Source organism: Luteolibacter arcticus (genome assembly GCF_025950235.1).
GTDB classification, from domain to species: Bacteria; Verrucomicrobiota; Verrucomicrobiia; order Verrucomicrobiales; family Akkermansiaceae; genus Haloferula; species Haloferula arctica.
In genome coordinates this window covers 345,461-367,670 of sequence record NZ_JAPDDT010000001.1, presented here as the reverse complement: position 1 = coordinate 367,670, position 22,210 = coordinate 345,461, and the positions used below count along the sequence as shown (strand labels likewise).

14 protein-coding genes and 1 pseudogene are annotated in these 22,210 nt (G+C 63.4%); 9 read left to right on the top strand and 6 right to left on the bottom strand.

The features are described from left to right. Window positions 1-94 precede the first annotated feature (94 nt). The 7 genes and pseudogenes from OKA05_RS01450 (at window position 95) to OKA05_RS01425 (ending at window position 13,254) form a co-directional block, all read left to right on the top strand. Window positions 95-3,742 carry a beta strand repeat-containing protein gene (locus tag OKA05_RS01450; protein ID WP_264485306.1) on the top strand — a complete coding sequence of 1,216 codons (3,648 nt, stop codon included), beginning with the start codon at window positions 95-97 and terminating at the stop codon, window positions 3,740-3,742. Window positions 3,743-3,752: 10 nt separating this feature from the next. Continuing rightward, the gene (locus OKA05_RS01445) at window positions 3,753-5,972 is read left to right on the top strand and encodes a beta strand repeat-containing protein (protein ID WP_264485305.1); all 2,220 of its coding nucleotides are present in this window, start codon (window positions 3,753-3,755) and stop codon (window positions 5,970-5,972) included. Further along, window positions 5,969-7,066, top strand: a complete 1,098-nt coding sequence (locus OKA05_RS01440; RefSeq protein WP_264485304.1) for a hypothetical protein — start codon at window positions 5,969-5,971, stop codon at window positions 7,064-7,066. Before OKA05_RS01445 ends, OKA05_RS01440 begins: the two co-directional genes overlap by 4 nt. Continuing rightward, window positions 7,060-7,716: pseudogene (locus OKA05_RS29560) on the top strand (polysaccharide lyase family 8 super-sandwich domain-containing protein); the annotation flags it as partial. The gene OKA05_RS01440 and the pseudogene OKA05_RS29560, both read left to right, overlap by 7 nt. A gap of 48 nt (window positions 7,717-7,764) precedes the next feature. After that, entirely contained in the window at window positions 7,765-10,308 is a 2,544-nt protein-coding gene (locus OKA05_RS01435) for an autotransporter-associated beta strand repeat-containing protein (RefSeq protein WP_498049547.1), read from the top strand. A 142-nt stretch (window positions 10,309-10,450) separates the two neighbouring features. Continuing rightward, complete coding sequence (locus OKA05_RS01430) at window positions 10,451-11,032, top strand: biliverdin-producing heme oxygenase (protein WP_264485302.1); 582 nt, start codon at window positions 10,451-10,453, stop codon at window positions 11,030-11,032. Then, on the top strand, window positions 11,032-13,254 hold the full coding sequence (locus OKA05_RS01425; RefSeq protein WP_264485301.1) for an ATP-binding protein: 2,223 nt from the start codon (window positions 11,032-11,034) through the stop codon (window positions 13,252-13,254). The genes OKA05_RS01430 and OKA05_RS01425 overlap by 1 nt, the downstream gene beginning before the upstream one ends. A 157-nt stretch (window positions 13,255-13,411) precedes the next feature. On the opposite strand, the gene OKA05_RS01420 is transcribed toward OKA05_RS01425, so the two are convergent. From OKA05_RS01420 to OKA05_RS01395, 6 genes are all read right to left on the bottom strand, one after another. Further along, window positions 13,412-14,602, bottom strand: a complete 1,191-nt coding sequence (locus tag OKA05_RS01420) for a 1-acyl-sn-glycerol-3-phosphate acyltransferase (protein WP_264485300.1) — start codon at window positions 14,600-14,602, stop codon at window positions 13,412-13,414. Between the two features lie 119 nt (window positions 14,603-14,721). After that, window positions 14,722-17,139, bottom strand: coding sequence for a YARHG domain-containing protein (locus tag OKA05_RS01415; RefSeq protein ID WP_264485299.1), 2,418 nt, complete (start codon window positions 17,137-17,139; stop codon window positions 14,722-14,724). 11 nt (window positions 17,140-17,150) lie between these two features. Further along, the gene (locus OKA05_RS01410) at window positions 17,151-17,954 is read right to left on the bottom strand and encodes a hypothetical protein (protein ID WP_264485298.1); all 804 of its coding nucleotides are present in this window, start codon (window positions 17,952-17,954) and stop codon (window positions 17,151-17,153) included. A gap of 357 nt (window positions 17,955-18,311) precedes the next feature. Further along, the gene (gene smpB / locus OKA05_RS01405; RefSeq protein WP_264485297.1) at window positions 18,312-18,770 is read right to left on the bottom strand and encodes an SsrA-binding protein SmpB; all 459 of its coding nucleotides are present in this window, start codon (window positions 18,768-18,770) and stop codon (window positions 18,312-18,314) included. A 41-nt stretch (window positions 18,771-18,811) separates the two neighbouring features. Continuing rightward, window positions 18,812-19,027 (bottom strand): DNA-directed RNA polymerase subunit omega, encoded by a 216-nt coding sequence (locus OKA05_RS01400; RefSeq protein ID WP_264485296.1) that lies wholly within the window; start codon window positions 19,025-19,027, stop codon window positions 18,812-18,814. A gap of 165 nt (window positions 19,028-19,192) precedes the next feature. Next, entirely contained in the window at window positions 19,193-19,582 is a 390-nt protein-coding gene (locus OKA05_RS01395; protein ID WP_264485295.1) for a DUF3147 family protein, read from the bottom strand. Between the two features lie 114 nt (window positions 19,583-19,696). Here OKA05_RS01395 and OKA05_RS01390 point away from each other — a divergent pair, with 114 nt between their 5' ends. Beyond that, entirely contained in the window at window positions 19,697-21,091 is a 1,395-nt protein-coding gene (locus OKA05_RS01390; protein WP_264485294.1) for an alkaline phosphatase, read from the top strand. Window positions 21,092-21,249: 158 nt separating this feature from the next. Continuing rightward, window positions 21,250-22,059 (top strand): hypothetical protein, encoded by an 810-nt coding sequence (locus tag OKA05_RS01385; RefSeq protein ID WP_264485293.1) that lies wholly within the window; start codon window positions 21,250-21,252, stop codon window positions 22,057-22,059. Window positions 22,060-22,210 lie beyond the last annotated feature (151 nt).

Below are 22,210 nucleotides of genomic sequence, written 5' to 3'. Positions count from 1 at the left end.
TGCATGCCGCTTGCCGACAGGCAAGGGCCACCCTGTCGGCAGTACTGCCGACTACGCGGATCGCCAGATCGTGCCACCATCCTCACGATCTCGAATGAAAAACTCCTCTAACTACTTTTTGGCAGTGCCTCCCGTCACTTGCGCAGCGCTTTCCCTGCTCGCGCTGTCCACCGTCGTCCATGCGGTGGATATCCACTGGGATGGCAACGGTGCCACCCCGGGCAATATCGCAACCCCCACCGGCAATTGGGGCACCAGCGCCTTTTGGTCGCCCGACGCGACCGGCTCTTCCGCAGCGGTCTCCACGTGGAATGCCGCGGACACCGCCGTCTTCTCCGCCGGCACCGAGGCGACGGGAGCCTACACCGTCACCGTCAACGCCAACACTGCCGCCGCAGGCCTGAAGTTCGAGGAAGGCAACGTCACGTTCCTCTCCGCTTCGAGCGCCAAGAGCCTCACTGTGAATTCAAACCTCGAACTCACACTCGGCAGCCGCCTTGTCACCGTCGGCTCCACCACCGCAACGACCACGGTCAACCTGCTTCTCGGTTCGAATACACTCACCCTTAACAGCGGGAACCTCGACCTCTACGGCAGCAATACCATGTCCGCGGCGACCCTGAAGGCCGGGAACATCACGATCGGCAATGCCAATGCCTTTGGCACCACCGGCAGCGTCACCCTCGGCGACACAGCGGCTAGCTCCGCCGTCCGCTTCCGGATGCGGACGCTCGCCCTGGCCCGCCCCTTCGTTCTCCAATCTGGTACCGGCTTCACCCTGAATGCCACGCTCGACAGCGTCGGATTCAACAGCCCGACCATCACGGGCGGCGTCACCAGCAGCGGCACCGGCACGACCAATCTCGCCTTGGAAAGCGTCATCAGCGGCACCGGATCCTCCCTGACCTTCACCGCCAGCGGCACCAACCCGATCAACCACACCGGCGCGCTGAGCCTCCGCAACGGCGGTCAGGGCACAGGCACCGGGAACCCCACCGGCACGGTTAGCGTGACCGCTCCCATCGGGGCGAATGTCACCAACGTGACCATCACGGACGCCACCTCGGTCTCGGTATCGGGCACCAAAGGACTCCAGCGTGTGGTCCTCGGCAGCACCTCCAACGCCTACACCGGCAACACCGCCGTCAGCAGCAACTCGCGCCTCGAACTTTCCGCCTCCGAAGTCATCCCGGACGGCAGCGGCAAGGGCAATTTGGCCGTCAACGGCAACCTCATCCTCACCACCGGCACGGGGAACACCACCGAAACCGTCAACGGACTCAGCGGTAGCGGCTCGATTACCCGCAGTGGCGCCACTGGAACCAGCACGCTGATTGTCGGAGCGAACGACGCCACCAGCAGCTTCACCGGCATGATTGGCAACGGTGCCGGCAAGGTCGCCCTTACCAAGATCGGCAGCGGCACGCTCACGCTGAACAACATCAACACCTACACCGGGTCCACCACCATCGCCGCCGGCACCCTGTCCCTGGAACTCGACCAAGTGCTCGCCGATACCGGATCGATCAATATCGCCACCGGTGCCACCCTCAATCTAACCGAGACCAGCACCCCGGAGGTCATCAGTGTCCTTCGCTTCGACGGAGTCCAGCAGGCGACCGGCAAATGGGGCCGGACTGGATCGATCGCCGCTCTCAATGCCGACTTCGAATCCGACCGAATCACCGGCGACGGCCTGCTCGATGTGACCAACATTACCGCCGACCTCTACTGGGACGGCACCGGCACCAGTTGGCAAGCTCCCGCGGCATGGTCGGTCTCGCCACTTGATGCGGCCTTCAATCCGACCACCCCGCCCGACCTCAACAATCTCACGCGCTTCGGCAGTGACGGCCTGACCCTCGATCAGACCGTCAATCTCAACGGTGACCAGGTGACACCTGCGATGGTCTTCACCAGCCCGGTGCTCTTCACCTTCCTCGGCGGTAATGCGGATCACACGCTCACCCTCGGCGGCCTCACCGTCGATGTCGCCTCGGAGGGGCCGGTCTTCGGCTCGGCGACCGCTGGACAGAAGGTGGACCTCATCCTCTCCGGCAGCCAGACGTGGACCAACGCCTCCCTCAGCGGTGCCACCATCGCGGAAAATGGCGTCGAACTCGGTGCCGGCACGCTCACCTTGGCCGGAGCGGGCAGCACGTCGCTCAAAGGCATCGTCAGTGGCAGCGGCGCTGTCACCAAGACCGCCACCGGAAGCCTCGACCTGCTCGGGGCAAACACCTACACCGGTTCCACCTCGATCCAAGCCGGCACCGCAATGCTGGGAACCGCCACCTCCCTCGGCGGCACCGCCAACGGCACCGTTGTTGGCGGCGGAGCGACCCTCGACTTCAACGGCCAGACCGTGGGCGCGGAAAACATCACCCTCGGCGTCGGTTCCGCCGGCAACCTGGTCAACAGCGACACCGCAAATCCCGCGAGCCTCGCCGGCGACATCAACCTCAACTTCAACTCGAACGCCGGCGGCGCGGGCGACCTGACCTTGAGCGGCGTGATCAGCCAGACTGCGGGCGCGAAGAACCTCACCAAAACCGGTGCGGGCAAGCTCACCATTACCAACGCAAACCTCTACACCGGCACCACCACGCTGGCGAACGGCAGCGGCACCGTGGCGATCACCAATCCCACCGCGCTGGGTAGCGGACCGGTCGCGCTGACCAAGGGCGGCACCAACACCGGCACTCTGGAGCTCTCCAACGGCATCAGCGTGGCCAACGCCATGACTTTCGCCTCGGCCAACGGCTACGGCGGCGGTGGAAGCGCACACATCCGCAACGTCTCCGGCAACAACACGCTGACCGGCACGCTGACCCTTACCGCGACCGGCGGTAATGGCATGAACGTGGAATCCAACGGCGGCTTGCTGACGCTAACGAACACCATCACCAGCACCATCACCGACAACACCCGCCAACTGGGCCTCAGCGGAACCGGCAACGGCCTCATCACCGGCAACATCGTCAACACCGGGAGCAACCAGTTCGCGGTGATTAAGTCCGGCACCGGCATCTGGACCCTCTCCGGCAGCAACACCTACACTGGCGCCACCAACGTCGGCGCTGGCACGCTGGTCCTCACCAACAACGGCGGCATTGCAGACACCGCGTCGGTCAATGTCTCCAGCGGTGCCTTCCTCCAACTCGACTTCGCCGGTTCGGATACCATCGCCGCGCTGGTCCTCGGCGGAGTCGCCATGGGACCCGGCACCTACACGGCTTCCCACCCGTCCGGCCGCATCACCGGCACCGGTGCACTGTTCATCCCCGGTGCCGATCCGTTCGCTTCCTGGATCGCCACGCCAGCCTTCGGCTTGGCCCCGGCAGATCGGGACAAGACCGACGATCCGGATAACGACGGCCTGACCAACGAGCAGGAGTTCGCCCTCGACGGCAATCCAGCCAGCGGCGCTGCCACCGGCAAAGTCGTCGGCAAGATCGACTCGGGCCACCTGACCCTGACCCTGCCAGTCCGCACCGGCGCCACCTTCAATGGCTCCGGCCCGCTGACATCCCTCCCGATCAATGGCGTGGTCTATCGCATCGATGGCGATGATGACCTGTCCGGCTTCACTTCCGGAGTCGAGGAAGTGGCGGCTCTAACAGCCGGCATGCCCGGTCTCACCACCGGCTGGACCTACCGGACCTTCCGGCTGACCGCGACGACCGCCGCCGCGCCAAAGGGCTTCCTGCGCGCCGACGTCTCCACCGCCCCCGCCCCGTGATTTACCCGTCATGAGAGCCCCCTCACCATGGCCGGCGCTCACCACGCCGGTCCTGCCCGCTCTGCTTCTTTCCACCGCCGCCCTCCACGCCCAGAATTCCTGGCTTCCGAGCGGCGGCGGGGCATGGGGTACGCCTGGCAACTGGACCACCGGCGTGCCCATCGCCGGAGATAACATTGCCATCGGGAACACCAGCGCCGCCACGATCACGCTTGATGGCAATCGCGTCGGAACCACCCTGGCGCTGAACAACACCGCAGCGCTCACGCTTTCCGCCAATGGCGCGAACCGCACCCTGATCCTGAGCGGCGGGATGACGGTCTCGGGCAGCGGAGGGGTGGTGATCGGCTCCACGAACACGAACCAAGGCGTCTCCCTCACCGCGACCACCTTGACCAAGACCGGCAGTGGTACATTGGAGATCGCGAACTCCAGCACCATCGGCAATGTCTTCCTCGAAGGCGGAGACACCATCATTCGCAACGCCAATGCGCTGGGGACCACTGGCACGATCACGCTGGGTGCCGCGTCCGGCACCGCCGGGGCCTCGCTCCGCGGTTCCGCGGTCACGCTGGCCAAGTCCATCGTGCTTGGCGGCTCCTCCGGCACGTTGATGCTGTATAACCTCGGCTTCAGCACCACCACCTACACCGGCGGAATTACCGGCACCAACAACCTCCGCATCGATAGCGTGATCAGCGGTGGCAGCGGCGGCACCACCTTCAGCACCGGGGCCATCAACAACGCTGGCACGCTTTCCTTCGTGAACTCGGGGAATGCCACCCTCGACGGGGTAACCGGGACCATCACCGTGAACTCCGCGATCGGGAGCAACGTGACAGCCGTCTCTCTCAGCAACAACACGACGGCCACCGCCGGCATCACCAAGGGCGCGCAGCTCACTGTCTTCGGCAGCAGCGCCAACGCCTACACCGGCAATACCACCGTCAACGCCGGGGCCACGCTACGGCTTTCCGCAAGCAATGTGCTGCCCGACGGCGCAGGGAAAGGAAGCGTCGCCGTCAATGGAACCCTCGACATGCGCGGGGACGAAACAGTCAACGGCCTGTCAGGCTCCGGCGTCATCACCCGCGGCGCTACCGGCACCTCGGTCCTAACAGTGGGGAGCAACAACGCCTCAAGCACCTTCTCCGGCGCGCTTCAAAACGGCTCGGGCACGCTCGCGCTGACCAAGACCGGGAGTGGCACGCTCGCCCTCAGCACCGCGAACTCGTATTCCGGCACCACCAGCCTTGGCAACGGTTCCGGCATCCTTGCCATCAGCCACGGCCAGGCGCTCGGCACCGGCTCGGTCTCCCTCACCAAGGGCGGAACCGGTTTAGGAACGTTGGAGCTTTCCAACGATATCACCGTTGCCAACCACTTCACCATCACTTCCGCGACCGGGTTCGGCGGAGGAGGCAGCGCCCACATCCGCAACGCGTCGGGAGACAACACGATCTCCGGAAACCTGACCCTCAATGCCTCCGGCGGCAATGGAATCAATATCGAGTCCGCCAGCGGGATGCTCACGCTATCCGGCAACATCACCAGCACGGTGGCCGACAACACACGCCAACTCGGCCTGGGCGGCGCGGGCGATGGCGAGGTGACCGGCTCGATTGCCAACACTGGGGCGAACGCCTTCAGCGTGATCAAGTCTGGCACCGGCACTTGGACAATTTCCGGCACGGCCACTTACACCGGCACTACCAACATCAACGGTGGCACCTTCCGGGTGAATACCACGCTCAGCGGAACGTCCGGCGTCACCATTGGTGCAGGAGCGACGCTGGAAGGCATTGGCTCGATCTCGACCGGCACCCTGGCATTCGGTGGAGCGGGAACGCTGTCGGCCGGCAATTCGATTGGCACCCTCGGGCTCAATGCCGCCGACCTTACTGGTGGGACCTTGCGGGTCGAGTTCGGCACCGGTTCCATCGACCTCATCAATGTCGCGGGCCTTCTGGATCTCACGGGTTCGACCGTCGATTTCAGCCAATTGACCGGTGCCCTGGATGGGGTGAGCCCCTACACGTTCGCCAACTACGGCAGCCTCAGCGGAACCTTTGCCGACGTGCTCAATCTACCCGATGGCTACGAACTCGACTATGGCACTGGCACTACCAGCGCCCTCACCTTGATCGCCGTACCGGAACCTCGGGTCGCCTTGCTCGCGGGTGCAGGCTTGCTCTGCAACCTTCGCCGTCGGAGGATGCCGAAGAGATGAGATGGCGTCCCGCCTATCTGGTTTGCCTTTTGCCGCTCGCCACGAATACGGTAACCGGCCAGACCGTGGCTGATCTTGCGGTGGTCGAAAACCGCGTGAAGGAAACCGTCCTTGGCTCGGTGCCTTCATCGACCACCGTTTCCTCCTACCGCACCAGCCTTCAGGCGAACGGCAGTTGGGCCGACATCAATTACGCCTCCACCGCCCAGACGAACTGGGCTCCACTCGGACACCTCGACCGGCTGCGGATTCTGTGCCGCGCCTACGCTCATCCGAGCGGAACCCTCTATCAAGACGCCGGGCTGCTTGCCGATATCCTCAAGGCCTACGAGTGGTGGATCGCGGATGACCCACAGAGCACCAACTGGTATTACAACCAGATTGCGTCACCACAGGGACTCGGCGAATGCATGGTGCTGATCAAGTCGCAGCTCTCCTCATCACGCATGACGTCAGGGTTGGCCAGGGTCCAGCGCGCCTACGTCGCCCGTAGCACCAATTCCGGAACAAACACCGGCCAGAACCGCGTGGACCGCGCCATCGCCGGTATCTACCGGGGCGTGGCCGCCGGTAGCACCTCGATCACTGCCGACGCCTTTCTGGCGATCTCCGACACCATCCTCGTCACCACGGCGGAAGGCATCCAGCGCGATGGCTCCTTCTTACAGCACGGGGCCCAACTCTACAACCAGGGCTACGGCTCGCTGTTCATTTCGAACACCCTGAAATGGGCCGCGATGAGCAAGGAGACCGGATTCGCCTTCAGCGAAAGCCAGCGCCGCATCCTCGCCGACTATCTGCTCGATGGCACACGCTGGATGAACCGCGGCCAGATGATCGACTACACCGCTTCCGGCCGGGGGATTAGTCGCAAGAGTCAATCCGCGAATGGCTCCGGACTGGCAAGTCTCGCTACTACCACGTCCACCGTAATTCCCAGCTACCGCACGGCGGAACTCGATTCCCTGCGCGCATCGGTCACCGCCGCCAATGCCACCGGCTCTGCCGACCCGCACTTTCCCATACGGGAGCCAAGCATTTCTGGCGTGGCGATTTCACCGCCTGGCACCGGCCGGCCGGCTATGCCTCGGTGAAGATCTCCTCCACCCGCACGCTCCAGCCGGAGTCGGGAAACGGCGAGGGCTTGAAGAACTATCACCTCGGGGATGGGGTGAACCTCATCCTCCGCACCGGCAACGAGTATGATGACATCATGCCGGTGTGGAACTGGCGCAAGCTGCCGGGCACCACCGTCGAGCAAGGCACCTACTCGCTCAAACCCACGGCCGACTGGGGGGTGGCCGGCACCAGCACTTTCGCCGGGGGCATCTCGGACGGGACCTACGCCGCGACCGCCTTCCGCTACAACCGCCGCAATGTCGCAGCGAAGAAGGCATGGTTCTTCTTCGACAGTGGCTTCGTGGCACTCGGGGCTGACATCGATGCACCCGCGGCCACGGCCGAGGTGGAAACCACGCTGAACCAATCCTTGCTCACAGGATCGGTCACCTATTCCACAGGCGGAGCCCAACAAACGCTGGCCACCGGCACGAGCACGCTCGCCGGACTCCAGTGGGCCCATCACGATGGCACCGGCTACTTCTTCAACGAGGTGCCCACCTCCGCCACCGTTCAGGCCGCTTCCCAAAGCGGCACCTGGCAATCGATCAATACTGGCTACGACGCGACCACGGTGAGCAAGAATGTCTTCTCCCTGTCGATCCGCCACGGCACCGCCTTTTCTAACAAGAGCTACGCCTACACCGTGGTTCCCGGCCTCTCCGCCGAAGACATGGCGGCTTACCAAAGTCCCTTGGTCGTCCTGCGTAACGACGCCACGGTGCAAGCGGTCGATCACGCCGCCGCCGGCACGACCCAGGCAGCCTTTTACGCCGCCGGATCGGTCGCATGGGATGGCCGCTCGCTCGCCGCAAGCACGCCGTGCATGGCCCAGTGGCAACGAGCGGCGGACACGATCCGCTTTCTTGCCTCCACTCCGGAAGCGAAGGCGACCTCGGTCCAGCTTGCCGCAACGGCACCACAAAGCTCGTGGTTCGATGCCTTCGGAGCCCAGACATCGGTGTCCGTTGGCCTACCCGGTGGTGATCTCGCTGGCTCCACCGCGGGCGTCCAAATCTCCACCGACGGCGCGCCCGAACCGCGCATCCGCTTCGAAGAATCCGGCGAGGCTACCTCGCTGGCCTGCACCATCCAGTCTCCGATCGTTCTCCCGGCGAACACCGAGCTATCCAGCGATGCCGCGACGCTGTCATTCACCGGCGCGCTGAGTGGCAGCGCGTCCCTCGCCAAAGCCGGCAGCTCGGCGCTGCAGCTTTCCGGGAACAACAGCTACACAGGTGGCACGGTGATCCGAGCTGGCAACGTGGCAGTCGCCAACGATCAGTCGGCCGCCACCGGCGGGTGGGAGATCGGCCCGGATGCCACGGCTCCGGTCAGCGTGGATTTCATCGCTGGCTCGATGATCACCACGGCGGAGGGAAAGCGCGTTCTCATTGGCAATGACATCTCCGCCGGCACTGCGATCCAGGCCCTGAACGGGGCTGGCACCGTAGTCAATCACGGCACCCTTCACGTCGGCCGCCCCGGCACGCTGACTCTCAAGTCCGGCGGAAGCTGGAGCCAGCATGGCTCTGCCAAGGTCGCCGCACAGGGTGGCTATCCGGCTTCGCTGACCGTCGAAACCGGCGCGACCTTCAACTACGACGGATCCAGTAGTTTCGATCTCGAGCCCGGCACCTCCGGAGGCCCGGCCAGCGTGAACGTCTCCGGAGGCACCTTCACCACGTCCAGCGCCTTCTCCAATCCGCTGACCGGGGCCAGCGGCACCGCAACCTTGACCTTGCAATCAGGCGGCACCTTGAAGCTCGCCGCAGACGTTCCCGATCTACTGACAGGATCCGCCATGCTCTTCCGTCTCGGCAGCGGCGGAGGCAAGGTCAACACCGACGGTCACGACGGGACCATCCACGATGTCATTTCCGATGTCGCGACCCAAAGCGGCAGCCTGACCAAAACCGGAGCAGGCACGCTGACCCTGACCGCGGCGAACACTTACAGCGGCGGCACCACGGTCGCCTCCGGTGGCGGCACCCTGCTCATCACCCGCCCGGACGCGCTCGGCAGCGGTCCGGTCGCCATCCCGAAGGGCGGCTTCGCCTCAGGCACGCTCGCGCTCGCCTGCGATTGCACCGTGACCAATACCTTCAGCGGCTTCAGCTCCACCACCTTCGCGGGCGAGGCCACCATTCCAACCATCCACCAGGTTTCCGGCGACACCACACTCACCTCGGATCTCACGATCTCCGGCATGGGCGGCAATGGCCTCTACGTGCGCTGCGACGGAGAACAGCTCACCCTTTCGGGCATCATCAACCAGACGGTCGGCACGAGCCGCCAGCTCGGCCTCGGCGGCAGCGGGAATGGCATCGTGAGCGGTGCCATCCTCACGGGCACCGGCGGCATGGGCGTGGTGAAGGATGGAGCCGGCACTTGGACCCTCACCGGCTCTAACACTTACAACGCCCGCACGACGATCAACAGCGGCACGCTGCGAATCGACGGCACCGCGACGCCTGGCACTGCCGAGATCCTGATCAATGCGACGGGTAACCTCGATTTCCACCAGCCCGGGACCCTGAACGTGGCGAACGATCTCGCCGGAGTTGGCACGCTCACCCAATCCGGCGACGGCCGCACCGCCCTCTCGGGCCCCTCCACCCGCACCGGCGACACACGCATCCTTTCCGGCACGCTTTCTCTAACAGCACCTTCGCTGCCGGATGCCGCGGGGCTGGAGATCGCCGCGCCCGGAACCATCGAGCTAGACCATCAGGCAACCGACACCGTCGGCACGCTCAAGATCGCAGGCATTCCACAACCGGCCGGCATCTGGGGCGCGCCGGGTTCCGGTGCCACCTACGAAACGGCTCGCATCTCCGGCAGCGGACGACTGCTCGTGGTCTCCGATCCCTTCAAAGACTGGCTCGATGCTCATCCCACGCTCGCCGATCACAGCGAGGACGGCGACCCCGATGGCGATGGCTGGGCGAACCTCTTTGAGTTCGCCTTCGGCCTCGATCCCCTTGCTCCCGATCCACGGCCATTGTCCCACATGGAGAGCGGCAATCTGGTGATGGAATTCACCCGCCCGGCCCTTGCCCTCGGAGTCACAGTGATACCGGAATGGTCAGATGATCTAACAAGCTGGCAAGCCACCGGCATCGCGACCGACGACAGCGCCGCACCCGTTCTCCGCATCCGCGTTCCGGCCGGCGAATCGAGCCGCTTCCTGCGCCTGCACGTGACGCGACCGTGAGTTGAACCGGGGGTGCTCCGGATGGAATCCCTTCGGTTTTTCCTAAGGATCCCTTCGAAACGAACGCGTTGCGCCGACTTGGGTTCCGGCACAAATTGACGTCAGAATGTTCCGTGACTCCACGGCGACATTGCTCCGGCTCATGACACTTCTCCAAGCACTTCGGAAAGCTACTCAATCTTCCCACCAACGGCTCGAAGGGCAAATCTCCAAAGAGGAGGTAACAGCCAGCATCGATGCCTACGCTCTCTATTTGAGGCAATTCCACCAAGGCCTTGCTGCCTGCTGGCTACAGCTCGACTGGCACCTGCTCGCGGAATGGGGGCTGCCGGAACTCTCCGCCCGCCAAGCTCGCTACCATGCCTTGACCGACGATCTCCACGCCTTGGGGCATCCAGTGCCACCCTTGGAAAGAGGATTGCGATCCGAGCGTGCACCATCGGTCGTTGGTTGTCTCTACGTGCTGGAAGGCAGCATTCACGGGGGAGCGATCCTGCTGTCGGAGTTGGAAACGAAAGCCGGTCCGTTGCCAGCGGATACCTGCCGCTTCCTCAGCGGTTTCCACGATCAGAATCGCTATTACTGGAAGGATTTCGTTTCATGGCTGGAATCCCTCGAGACCGGGGACGATTTCCTCGAAGCCGCCTCCACATCTGCCCGGGAGGCTTTCGAGCACTTCATCGCCGCCTTCGCTGTCAAGTCCCCCACCCCTGTTGTGTCCTGATGAGCGAACCGATCCATCAAGCTCCGTCCCTGGATCTCGACGATTGCGCCCGCGAGCCGATCCATATTCCCGGTTCGGTACAGCCGCATGGCGTGCTCTTCGTGCTGGCGACCGAGCGCTTGGAGATCCTTCAAGTCAGTGGGAACACGGGATTCTTGATCGGCCGTGAACCGGCAGATCTCGTGGGAACGGGGTTCCTGCAGCTTGTGCAGGCCGATGCCCGGGATGCCGTCGAGCGACTCGTGCGCGATGCGGCCACCACCTACGTGAATCCCTTCCTCGTGCCCGTGGCGATGGGCGACGAGGTGAAATTCTTCGATGGCATCGTCCACATCCTCGATACGGGAGAAACCGTCGTCGAGCTGGAGCGAGACCCTCATTCGCCCCGGGATGTCGAGTCCACCGAGGGCTTGGACAACTACCTGCAAATCGTCCACCGCTCGCTGGGCGAGCTTTCCGGCGTGTGCAATGCGCGCGACATCGCGGCCGTGATGGCTCGCGAGGTGAAGAGCTTCACCGGCTTTGATCGGGTGATGATCTATCGCTTCGCCCCGGACTTCCACGGAGAGGTCATTGCCGAGGCGAAGGAGCCCGAGATGGAGCCCTATCTGGATCTCCACTACCCCGCCAGCGACATTCCGCCCCAGGCGCGCGCACTCTACCTCAGGAACCCGGTGCGCTTGCTGCAGGACGTGCATGCCGTGCCCGTAAGATTGGTGCCAGACACCCGGGGGCCGCTCGACATGAGCCGGGCAGTGCTGCGGAGCATGTCGCCCATCCACGTCCAGTATTTGAAAAACATGGGAGTCGATGCTTCGCTTTCGATCTCATTGGTGGTCGATGGCAAGCTGTGGGGACTGATCGCCTGCCATCATCGCACGGCGCGCTTCGTTTCCTACGCGGTGCGTGCCACCGCGTCTCTCTACGCCATCGTCCTGTCGGCGCAGCTCAAGGCCGAGCAAGCCAGCCTGGAGAATCTGCGGATGTCATCGGCGCGGCGCATGGCTCTCGACCTCATCACCGGGCTCAAGGACTACTCGGATCCAGTCGGAAGCCTCGGTGTTACGCTCCCGGCCTTGCGGGAATTGTTCAAGGCGGACGGTGCTGCGGTCTTGTCGTCGCAGGGAATCCGCGCCGAAGGTTCTGCTCCGGACGATCTCGAACTGATCTCTCTGCGCCAGCAGTTGGATAGATATCGCAACGATGGAATCGTGATCACCCACGAGGCTTCCACGCTTTTCCCTTCGCTGGCCGGGAGCGTCCCCCATGCCGCAGGTTTGGTGGCGATCCATTTGGGAGAGCACGCGTGGCTGGTGCTCTTCCGTGATGAGGCGATCCAGCGGATCAAGTGGGCGGGTGATCCGGCCGCGGCGAAATCCCGCGATGCCAGCGGCGCGCTTTCGCCCCGCAGCAGTTTTGCCGCGTGGCAAGAAACCGTCCGCGGTCAATCGCTGCCTTGGCCCGACTCGACCGCGCTGCTCACCACCGAGGTGCGCTCCGGCATCCTCGAGCTGGTCCGCAAGCGGAACATCCTGCTGGAGCGCTCCAATCAGGATCTCCGCCGTTTCGCAGGCATCATCGCCCATGAGGTGAAAAACCAGCTCCAGTCCGGCATCATGGCGCTGTCCTTGTTAGAGAGCCGCAGTGAAGCGAAGGACCCTGCCGTCGCCCAGCTTGCCGGCCTTGCCAGCACCTCGCTCACAAACCTCGCGAAGTTCACCAATGACATGCTCGAGTTCTCCGAGACGGAGATGAACTCGACCATCGAGGACATCGACTTCGCCTCGATGGCCCGTGAAGTCGTCGAGGAACTCGAAATGAGCGGCCGCACCGAGGGTGCGAAGATCCAGATCCTTTCCCTCCCGAGGATCCGGGGACCCAAGTCGCAAATGCAGCATCTGCTCAGCAACCTCCTGCGCAACGCGCTTACCCACGCCCGTTCGGAGTCCAAGCACCTCTGCATCGAGATCGGAGCCCGCGCCGACGAACCCAATGGCACGGTGATCTACGTTCGCGACGATGGCCGGGGAATCCCAGCCGACAAGCGCGACAAGATCTTCGATTACTTCTTCAGCGACCGCGCGAACAAAACCGTGGGAACCGGCATCGGGCTGGCCTTCTGCGCCCAAGTCATCCAGCGCCTCGGGCATCGGATCTGGGTGGAGTCCGAGCCTCAGATCGGCTCGACCTTCTTCTTCTCGGTCAGTCCCTCGGACGGCTGATCCATCCAGTGTAGCGGCGTGTCTATGACCGCCGCACTTCGGCGGCACGGGCCGCATCCTTGTGGATACGATTCGGGATATACGGTTCGGGAATCTCGCGATGCGGCTTGCTGCCGCCAGTTTCCGGCGGTCGCAGGCCGCTACATTCCCGGAATTCTCAAGCCAACAGCGCAGCCAGGCGTGCCTCTAACAAGGCGGTCAGGGGCGTGGCGCCGCCTTTCGCAAAGAGTTCGCCGGCTGCCAGCATCTTGCTAACCGGGATCGGCTCACCGGCGGTCACGCGAGCGGTGCGCGGGGTCGGGTAGTTCGGGAAACCGAGCAGGTCTTCCTCCAGCTTCATGATCGTCTCGGCACGGCGGTCGAGCGTCTGCTCGGCGAGGAAGTAGTCGCCGATGTAGCTGTGTGCCTGGAGCGCGGTGAAGACGCGGTCGAGGTCATCGAGAAGCTCGTCGCGTTCGACAGCGGTCGGCGGCTTCTCGGCATCCAGCAGGCGCTTGCGGATCCGATAGCGTTGGGCCCGCACGCGCTCGGGAGCTGTGACGCTTTTCGGATCCCGGCCGTGACGGCCCTCGGCGGCGGACAGCAGCGCGTCACACAGCGAGGTCAGGCGATCCTGAATGCGCCCGCGTCCGTTCTCCCCGGTGTGTTCCATCTCCTTCAGACCTAACAAGCCGGTGCCGAGCCGCACGATGCGCTCGTCGATCGACAACGCCGGCCGCGGGGTCCAACCGATCCGATCCTCTAACCGCGAAAGCCGGTCGCGGAAGGTCGCTTCGACTGCGGCGTCGTGATGGAAGCGGATGCCGACGGGAACGAGAAAGGCCTCCTTGCCGCCGTTCATGCGGGCAGCGGCTTTCAGCAGGATCGACGCGACGCCTTCGTGCAGCGGGTCGAGCCGCTCGTGGTGGTGATAGATCTCGCCTTCCGGATAGATCACCAGCGGATCACTGCTCTTCTCCAACAAGGTGATCGAGGTCTTGATCGCGGACAGGTCGGGACCATCGCGATCAACCGAATAGACGCCCATGCTTTCGAGGGCAAAGGCACCAAGCTTGCTCACCTCGAAGACCTCGCGGGCAGCCATGAAGTGCGACTTCATGTCGTGGCGGGCAATCAGCTCGGTCACCACATGCGGATCGGAATGATCGGCGTGATTCGGAGCCAGGAGAACGGCATGGCCGGCGCGGGACAGCTCCTTCACCCGGTCGAAACCCGAGTCGTCCAGCCGGTTGACCGCATATTTCCTCTGCAGGTAGAGCCGGTTTGCCAACAGGCCCAGCGGCCGGAACCACGCCCGCGGCTTCGGCGGGCGGAAGGCGTAGGGCAGGTCATTACGGAGCCGGCGCATGGCAGGACGTTAGAGAGCGTGCCGGAGGAGCCAAGCGCCAAGGTGGGCCGCGCCTGGTTCGGGAAATCTCGCTGAACCTATCAACTCACCACGACGAAGGGGGGGCGTCGCTATTTTGCTCAATTCGCATCGGCCTTTTCCATCAGGACTTCCAGCTTCCGGCCGTCCACGTTGTTCATGGTGCCCGACCATATCACCTTGCCTCGGTCGGCTCGCTTCGTGAGCAGGAGGGTGGCAGTGAGTTGCCCGCGAGTGAATTCCTGGAGCGTGAGGCTTCCCTCGGTGGTATTTGTGCCGGCGAGACGAAACTTGCGCACGGGATTGGTACCCGGATGCCAATATTCCCCGGTGACCTGGCCATCCGCGCCCCAGATCAAGGTAAAGCGAGCTTCAAGCTTCCCCACCCTGCCCCGATAGTTGCTGGCAGTGGCGGGGGTGGAGCCACTCTCGGCGGTCAGGTCGCGGGCACGTGCGAGTTCCTTGAGGTTGGCGCGCTCAATATCCGAGAAGTGGTCTTTCTCGATAATGTCGAAGCGGATCTCTGCCCGCGGCCGGTACCAAGCGAAGGCCCGGAAGACGCCAGCGATCTCCTCCTTGGCGAACGTGGCACCATGCCGGGCGAACATCTCATTGATGGCGTAGCGGATTGCGCCGTTGGTCCACTGCTTCAGCTCGGCGGACGTGAGGAGACGCTGACGGGTCTGGGGATACTTTTCTCCGGGGAAGGGATTGGCCGTGGGCGATGCTGCGGGAGGAGTGGCGGCTGCCGGGGTCACGACTGGCGCCCCTCCCGATGGGATCGTTGCCGCAGGCGGGGCTGCGGGACGGGAAGCGAGGCTTTTCAAAAGGGCCACCCATGCGCGCGCTTCACTACCACCGCGAGCCACGATATGCAGGCCGGGCTCATCGAGGCGGACGCGGGAGGGCGGCGTGGACCACGAGAAATTCTCCGGACTCGGCTCCCAATACTCCATGCTGGCGAGTTTGCCGGCACGGAGCGGCAGATCGATGCGGATGCCCCCTTCCCTATCCGCAGCATCCGCACTTCCGATGGAAATGCCATTGAGATCAAGCTCATGGAGGGCGGCGTGGGACCGGACTACCCCAAAGCGAGCCGGCTCGTAGGCGATGACGGTGAGTGCGTCAGCCCCCTTCTCGTGATAGGCCTTGTAGCCCTCCTTTAGCCATTTCCCACCGATCGGTTCCGAGATGATAGCGCTGCCGCGCTGGAGCGCGGCACCCTGGTGATCCATCCGAAGTTTCACCCGGGCTTCCAAGATGCCGGAGCGATCCGCAGGGATGGATTTGCCGTAAAACTGGACGGTGACCTTGGCGATGAGATTCCCACTGCCATCCCAGTGCGCGGCCGTGCCCCAGTCCTTGTCCCCCTCCACCTCCGCTCCCCATGACTTGCGCGCTTCACGCTGGAGCAGATCACTACAGTGGACCTGCATCTGCCGCCACAGCTCATCATCGGGCTTCTTCAGGACGTCCTGGCGCTGGAGGTCCATGATCCAGAGATAGTCGCCGGAATTGGCGCGGCGCTCATTCAAGGCGAGGTATCTGCCGTTCGGGCTCCAGTGGGCATCCAGCAGGTAGCCCATGGAAGGCTGCTCGAACAAGTGGTCCCCGTTCTCTGTGACAAGTATCAGTGGCCCCTGCTGGACATCGTCGTAGATCTCAACGGTGAACTTGCCATCAGGCGAACGGCTGAAGGGCGGGCGGTCTGGCTGAGATGCTAGCGGTGGTGGCGGAGGAGCCTCGGAGACGTGGACTGGTTCCGCCGCCACCCTACCGTCTTGGCTCGACTCGCCCGGGTGAGCCGAGGCGGCATGACTCATCTCGGGCGGCTTCACGATACCCATGGCCTGATAGAGGTAGTAACTCCTGCCGAGCATGATGGTGATCACCATCATCGCGGCCGCATGGAGACCGCTGCGTCGCCACAGCAAATAAGAAATGGGAATGACGAGCAACCACACGACCCACTTGCCGATGAGGTGGACGGGGTGCCACGGCGGTGTGGAAACGAGAGCACCAGCGCAGAAGGCCAGCAGCACCCAGGAGACAAGCAGCAGGATGGAGGAACGCTTGCGAACCCATCTGCGGAAATCCCGCGGGTCGGCCGAGCGGGTGCGCTTCCAGAGGTCGGAGGCCCGGCCATGACTGGTGGGAAGCCCTTGGGCGACCGGGGTGGATGGCTCGACGGTGCCGGAGGATTGGGCCGGCCGGGATGCTGGTGTGAGTGCCGCGACGTGGGGCTCGACCGGCTTTACCACGAGGGCAGGACGCCGGAGAATGCCCGATTCTTCTTCATAGACGAGGTCGCGGGGCTCAAAGACGCCGTTGCACAAGACTTCGAGCTCACTGGTGACGACATTGATACGCCAGCCAGTCTCCACCCATTTGTCGGTGTCAGCGTTATCATCGTGGCGGAGGATGCTGCCGCCTGGGAAGCCGACCCGCAGCCAGGCATCAGAAGAGGCACCGATCGCTTCGGCAAGCGTGACGGTTCGCTGGGGAGCATCGTCGTTCATGACCGTGAGGTTTATGGTGCGGTAGTTGAATCCGCGGAGACACCGTGGCTCAGGTAAGCCATGGAGGTGTCGATAAAGGAGAGAACCTGCTCGTCATCCACACCCTCCATGCTGACATCGTAGGGCTCCCCGCCCATGTTAATGCGGAGGTAGCGGCGGCGGGTGATGAAGAAAGAGATGATCAACCAAGTGCCAACGAAGAAGGTGACACCGCCCACGATCTGCTCCGTCATGCCCCCTCCGCTGGTGCCAGCAGCCACTGAAGTTAAGAACAACAGGACACCGAAGACAAGCTTCGGCCAATTGCTATAATTGTGAAGCGAGAGGCTGCAGATCGAGGTAAGGTCACCAATCATTCTCAACTGCTCGCTGACCGTGCGGGTGAAGGATCGGCCCCTGACGTAGATCCTTCGTGCGGTGAGCACCACCTGGGTGGAGGCGATGCCTTCGCCCTTCACGAAGCCGACCAAGGCATGCTGACCGATGCTGGCAATGACAGTCTCGTCCGCGCCAAAGGACGGGAAGGACGCCAGGGCTGGCGAGGGTGACACCTTGCCCACGGCATGGGATATGGCATGTGACGGGGCGGCTTGAGTCGAAACTTCCGGGCGATCCGCCGGGCGGATGCGGGCGTCCTCACTGCTGACGAGGCTGTCGAGGTCTATCCACTCCCCGGTACCTGCGATGCGAGCGGGCCAGCCTCTGCCAATCTTCTCGGCCTGCAACAATTCCTTCACCCGGCCAAGAGGATAGCGGGAGACCGAACGGTCCGGAAATGTAATCTCGATGAGTGTCTCGGATGTGGGGGAGGACATGGAACAGGTGGAATGACTTTCGCTCCGGGATCGCGCCAGGGGCTTCCTCTAACAATGTTGGAAGTCGGAAATGAGGAATCAAGCAAGGGAGCAGCCTGACGAAACAACTACGGGAGATAAACATCCTTAAAAATCCTTGATCATCAACGAAGTCAAGGCAAATCGAAAGCGGATGCGGAATATGTTAGTTTACGTCTAAAGGACACGACGCGTGAAGGCGTAACCGTAGGGAGTGAGGTGGAATTAGCAGTCGGGAGCCGACCCCGTTGAAGTCTCGCGACAATTGTGCATATCCGCAGCACCGCCGCTGGCTTCGATCCGCCTTTCCCGTCGCAGCGCTCCCCAGACGACGCTTCCTTACTGCCGGTTGAATCTCGCGACCTCGCGCTGTGCCTCGCGCAACTCGACCCGCTCCTTCAGATCCTGCCGCTGGTCGGAGTGTGTCTTGCCTTTGCCGACGCCGATCTCGACCTTCACCTTGCCGTTCTTCCAATACATCTTCAGGCACGGCAGCGAGGCCCCCTTGATCGCGGTGACCGCGTCGAGCTTGAGGATCTCCTTCTTGTGCACCAGCAGCCGCCGCGGGCGACGGGATTCGTGCTGGAACCACGTGGCCGCAGTCTCCCACGGCTGGATGTCGCAGCCGTAGAGAAAGAGTTGGCCCTTCTCGACACGCGCGAAGGCATCGGAAATGTTGACCTTCCCGGCACGGATGGATTTGACCTCCGTGCCTTTCAGCTCAAGGCCCGCCTCGTAGGTGTCCGAGATATTGAAATCCCGGCGTGCCTTGCGGTTGCTGGAAATTTCCGCACTCACAGATGTTCACGCCAACTCCGGGCGCGGATTAGCTCGATCACTCAGGACTCCGCCTTCGCCGGATCGACGACGACGACCCTGATCTTACCTTCGATGATTTCGGTCAATGCGATGTCAGCCGCGCCCATGCTCGGGCGAGTTGGAATCAGCGGCGAACGGCCGCTGTTCAACTGGCGGACACGCTTCGAGACCATGTTGATAAGGACCAGCGGATCACTGATAATCTCGGACGCCTTCTCGACAAGATCGCTTTTCATGGGTGTTCCTGGAAACCGGGAATTGGACTTCGGCTGCTCGAAGGGGACGATATTCTCTTGAGACATGCCGGGTCGTGTATTCCGCACCGGCCATGGACGGCCGGAAGGCGGGAGAGACCAAATCATCCCCGCGATGGCAAGGGCAAAATCGGAATCTCGGGGAATTCACATCAGATTGAGCCCGAAGCGCCGCAAAATCACCACCGTGAGCCAGAAAAACCCGGTGGTCAGAAGGCAGTTCACCCCCAGCGCCGCCCAGAAGCCCCAGCCGTGCCGAAGCATCCACGGGAGGATCAGGAACATCGGCAATGTCGGCAGCACAAACCAAAAGGTCCCCTCGGAGTGATTCGCGATCCGCTGGGAGCCTTGATTTTCCGCCTGCATCCAGACCATCGCCACCAGCGAGGTGAAGGGCAGCGCTATCAGCAGCGCGGAAAGCCGGTCGTTCACCAGTTGGACCTTGGTGACCACCAAAATGACGAATGCGGTGATGAAAAGCTTCACCACGTCCTTCGGGGTCACCTTGAGCGCGTTGATCAATTCGGTCTTGTCCATGACGTCGGGAGCCTTCCGCCAGCCTCTCCCCCGTGCAAGACGACAATTCCAACTCGTTTTTTCGCATGGAAACCCGCCGCCTCCGGACGTATTCCCGGGCCAAGCACTCGCCACATGAAACCCACCTCCACCTCGCGCCGCGACTTCCTCAAGGCCGCCACCATCACCTCGGCGGTGTTCGGCGGCGCCAGCGCCCCGCTGCTCGCCCAGGAAACCCGCCGCTCCGCCGACAATCGCGGCCTGCCGAAGAAGATCATCTTCATGGTGAGCGATGGGATGAACCACGGTGCGCTCTCGCTGGCCCAGCACAGCCGCTCGCTGTTCGAGGGAAAGACCACGAACTGGGTCAAGATGTACCGCGAGATGCCGGTGGTGCGGGCGCTGATGGAGACCTTTTCCGCCAATAGCCTGGTGACCGACTCCGCCGCCGCCGCCAGCGCCTGGGGCGGAGGCAAGCGCGTCAACAACGGCGCCATCAACGTGGACGCCGCTTCCGGACGCGACGTCGAGGCGATCCAATCCCTGCTGAAGAAGAAAGACATCCCGCTGGGCCTGGTTTCGACCGCCACGATCACCCACGCTACGCCGGCCGGTTTCGCCGCCAACGTGAACAGCCGTGGCGATGAATCCCAGATCGCTCTCCAATATCAGGAACGCGGCGTCGAGGTCCTGCTCGGCGGCGGGCAGAAGTTCTTCCCGGACGACCTGCTCAAGAAATTCGCCGACAGCGGCTACGACCTGTTGAAGAACCGCCAGGAACTCCTCGCCGCGAAGCCGGATGCAAAAAAGCCGGTGCTCGGACTCTTCTCCTCCGGCTACGTCCCGCTGGCGATCGACCGCGAGTCAAAGCCGGACCTCCAGGAAACTGTGCCGACCTTGGCGGAAATGTCGGACCTCGCCGTGAAGCGTCTCGACGCCGTGGCGAAAGACCGCTGGTTCCTCATGGTGGAAGGCGCACGCATCGACCACTGCGGCCATGCGAACGACGCCGCGGGCAGCATCCGCGAGCAGCTTGCCTTCGACGACGCGATCGGCGCGATGCTGGCCTATGCCACGGCCCACGAGGATGTGCTGGTGATCATCACGACCGACCACGGCTGCGGCGGCATCCAGCTCAATGGCATGAACGCCAACCCGAACCAAGGTATGGCCCCCGGGATCTACAACGGCACCACCTCCGCCTTCGAGAAGATCGCCAAATTCAAGCGCTCCTTCGAGTGGATGGGCAATTCCAGCGGCGGCCTCAGCGGGCCGAAACTCGGCGATTACCTCCGCGACCGGACCGGCATTGAATTGGACAAGGAGGAACTCAAACAAGCGCAGGGCATGAAGAGCGGCGAACTGGCCAAACTTTTCGCCAAGCGCCATGGAATCGCTTGGACCAGCGGAAATCACACTGGCGAGCTGGTGGAATTCTGCGCTTACGGGCCCGGCAGCCACCTCTTCCCGGCGTTCATGAAGAACGAGGAAGTGCGGCCGCATTTGCTGACCGCACTCGATGCGGCCTGAGCCAGCACTGGGAGCGCGGGATTTGTCCCGCTTGGACGGTTGGACGCAGGACCAGTGACGCGGGAGAAATTCCGCGCTCCTCCTGGACCTTGGCGTTCCAATGCCTGCCACCCATACTCTGCTTGCGATATCGGCGAAACTCGCGGAAATACAGCCCCGTGCAACCATTCCGCCTCCTCTTCCCCCTCGTGCTCGCCGTGGCCGCCTGCGGACCGGTCTCGATGCCCGGCACTGCCTCGGCCGCCGCGCCCGCGTCCACCAACTTGACCGGGGCCCAAAAGGCGGCGATCGGGAAGAAAATCTGGCAAAACGAGTCCGGTGGCACCGTCGCCGGACTGACCGCTTGGAATGCCGGCGAGGAATTCCCGTCGCTGGGAATCGGCCACTTCATCTGGTATCCGGCAGGCTTCAACGGCCGCTTCGAGGAAAGCTGGCCGCAGTTCGTCGCCTTCGCCCGCCAACAGGGTGCGAATCCCCCGGCAGTCGCGCAACAGCGCCACTCCCCATGGAAAAACAAGGCCGAGTTCCGCGGCCCGCAGCTCGATCAGCTCCGCCAGTGGCTTGCGAATACGGTGCCGCTGCAGACCGAGTTCATCATCGCCCGCTCCCGTGCCGCGCTGCCGAAGGTCCTCGCCGCCGCTCCGGCCAGTGACCGGCCCCGGCTCCAAGCCAACTACAACAAGGTCGCCAGCACCGCCAATGGCACCTACGCGCTGATCGACTACGTGAATTTCAAGGGAGACGGCACCCAAGCCAGTGAACGCTACAATGGCAAGGGCTGGGGCCTGCTCCAAGTGCTCGGCAGCATGAAGGATGTCCCGGCTGGACAACCCGCCGCCTCCGAATTCTCCGCCAGCGCCAAGCGCATGCTCACCCGCCGCATCGAAAACTCCCCCCCTGCCCGCGGCGAGGCCCGCTGGAAGGAAGGTTGGCTCAATCGCTGCGGCACCTACGCGCGGCCTCTCTGAGTCCGAATCATCAATCACCAATCTTCCAATCACCAATCAGACTGCCTGAAGAAAACGGACCGCTGACGCCAAATGCAGAACTCCCCGGGAAGACTTGCCGTCCTTCGATGCGCTCCGATCAAGGCGACAGCCAATCTCATTCTTCCAAACA

Bases quoted from the DNA above. Each gene is read 5' to 3' on its own strand.
- OKA05_RS01450 (WP_264485306.1), top strand. From the start codon at position 95: ATGAAAAACTCCTCTAACTACTTTTTGGCAGTGCCTCCCGTCACTTGC.
- OKA05_RS01445 (WP_264485305.1), top strand. From the start codon at position 3,753: ATGAGAGCCCCCTCACCATGGCCGGCGCTCACCACGCCGGTCCTGCCC.
- OKA05_RS01440 (WP_264485304.1), top strand. From the start codon at position 5,969: ATGAGATGGCGTCCCGCCTATCTGGTTTGCCTTTTGCCGCTCGCCACG.
- OKA05_RS01435 (WP_498049547.1), top strand. From the start codon at position 7,765: ATGGCGGCTTACCAAAGTCCCTTGGTCGTCCTGCGTAACGACGCCACG.
- OKA05_RS01430 (WP_264485302.1), top strand. From the start codon at position 10,451: ATGACACTTCTCCAAGCACTTCGGAAAGCTACTCAATCTTCCCACCAA.
- OKA05_RS01425 (WP_264485301.1), top strand. From the start codon at position 11,032: ATGAGCGAACCGATCCATCAAGCTCCGTCCCTGGATCTCGACGATTGC.
- OKA05_RS01420 (WP_264485300.1), bottom strand. From the start codon at position 14,602: ATGCGCCGGCTCCGTAATGACCTGCCCTACGCCTTCCGCCCGCCGAAG.
- OKA05_RS01415 (WP_264485299.1), bottom strand. From the start codon at position 17,139: ATGAACGACGATGCTCCCCAGCGAACCGTCACGCTTGCCGAAGCGATC.
- OKA05_RS01410 (WP_264485298.1), bottom strand. From the start codon at position 17,954: ATGTCCTCCCCCACATCCGAGACACTCATCGAGATTACATTTCCGGAC.
- OKA05_RS01400 (WP_264485296.1), bottom strand. From the start codon at position 19,027: ATGAAAAGCGATCTTGTCGAGAAGGCGTCCGAGATTATCAGTGATCCG.
- OKA05_RS01395 (WP_264485295.1), bottom strand. From the start codon at position 19,582: ATGGACAAGACCGAATTGATCAACGCGCTCAAGGTGACCCCGAAGGAC.
- OKA05_RS01390 (WP_264485294.1), top strand. From the start codon at position 19,697: ATGAAACCCACCTCCACCTCGCGCCGCGACTTCCTCAAGGCCGCCACC.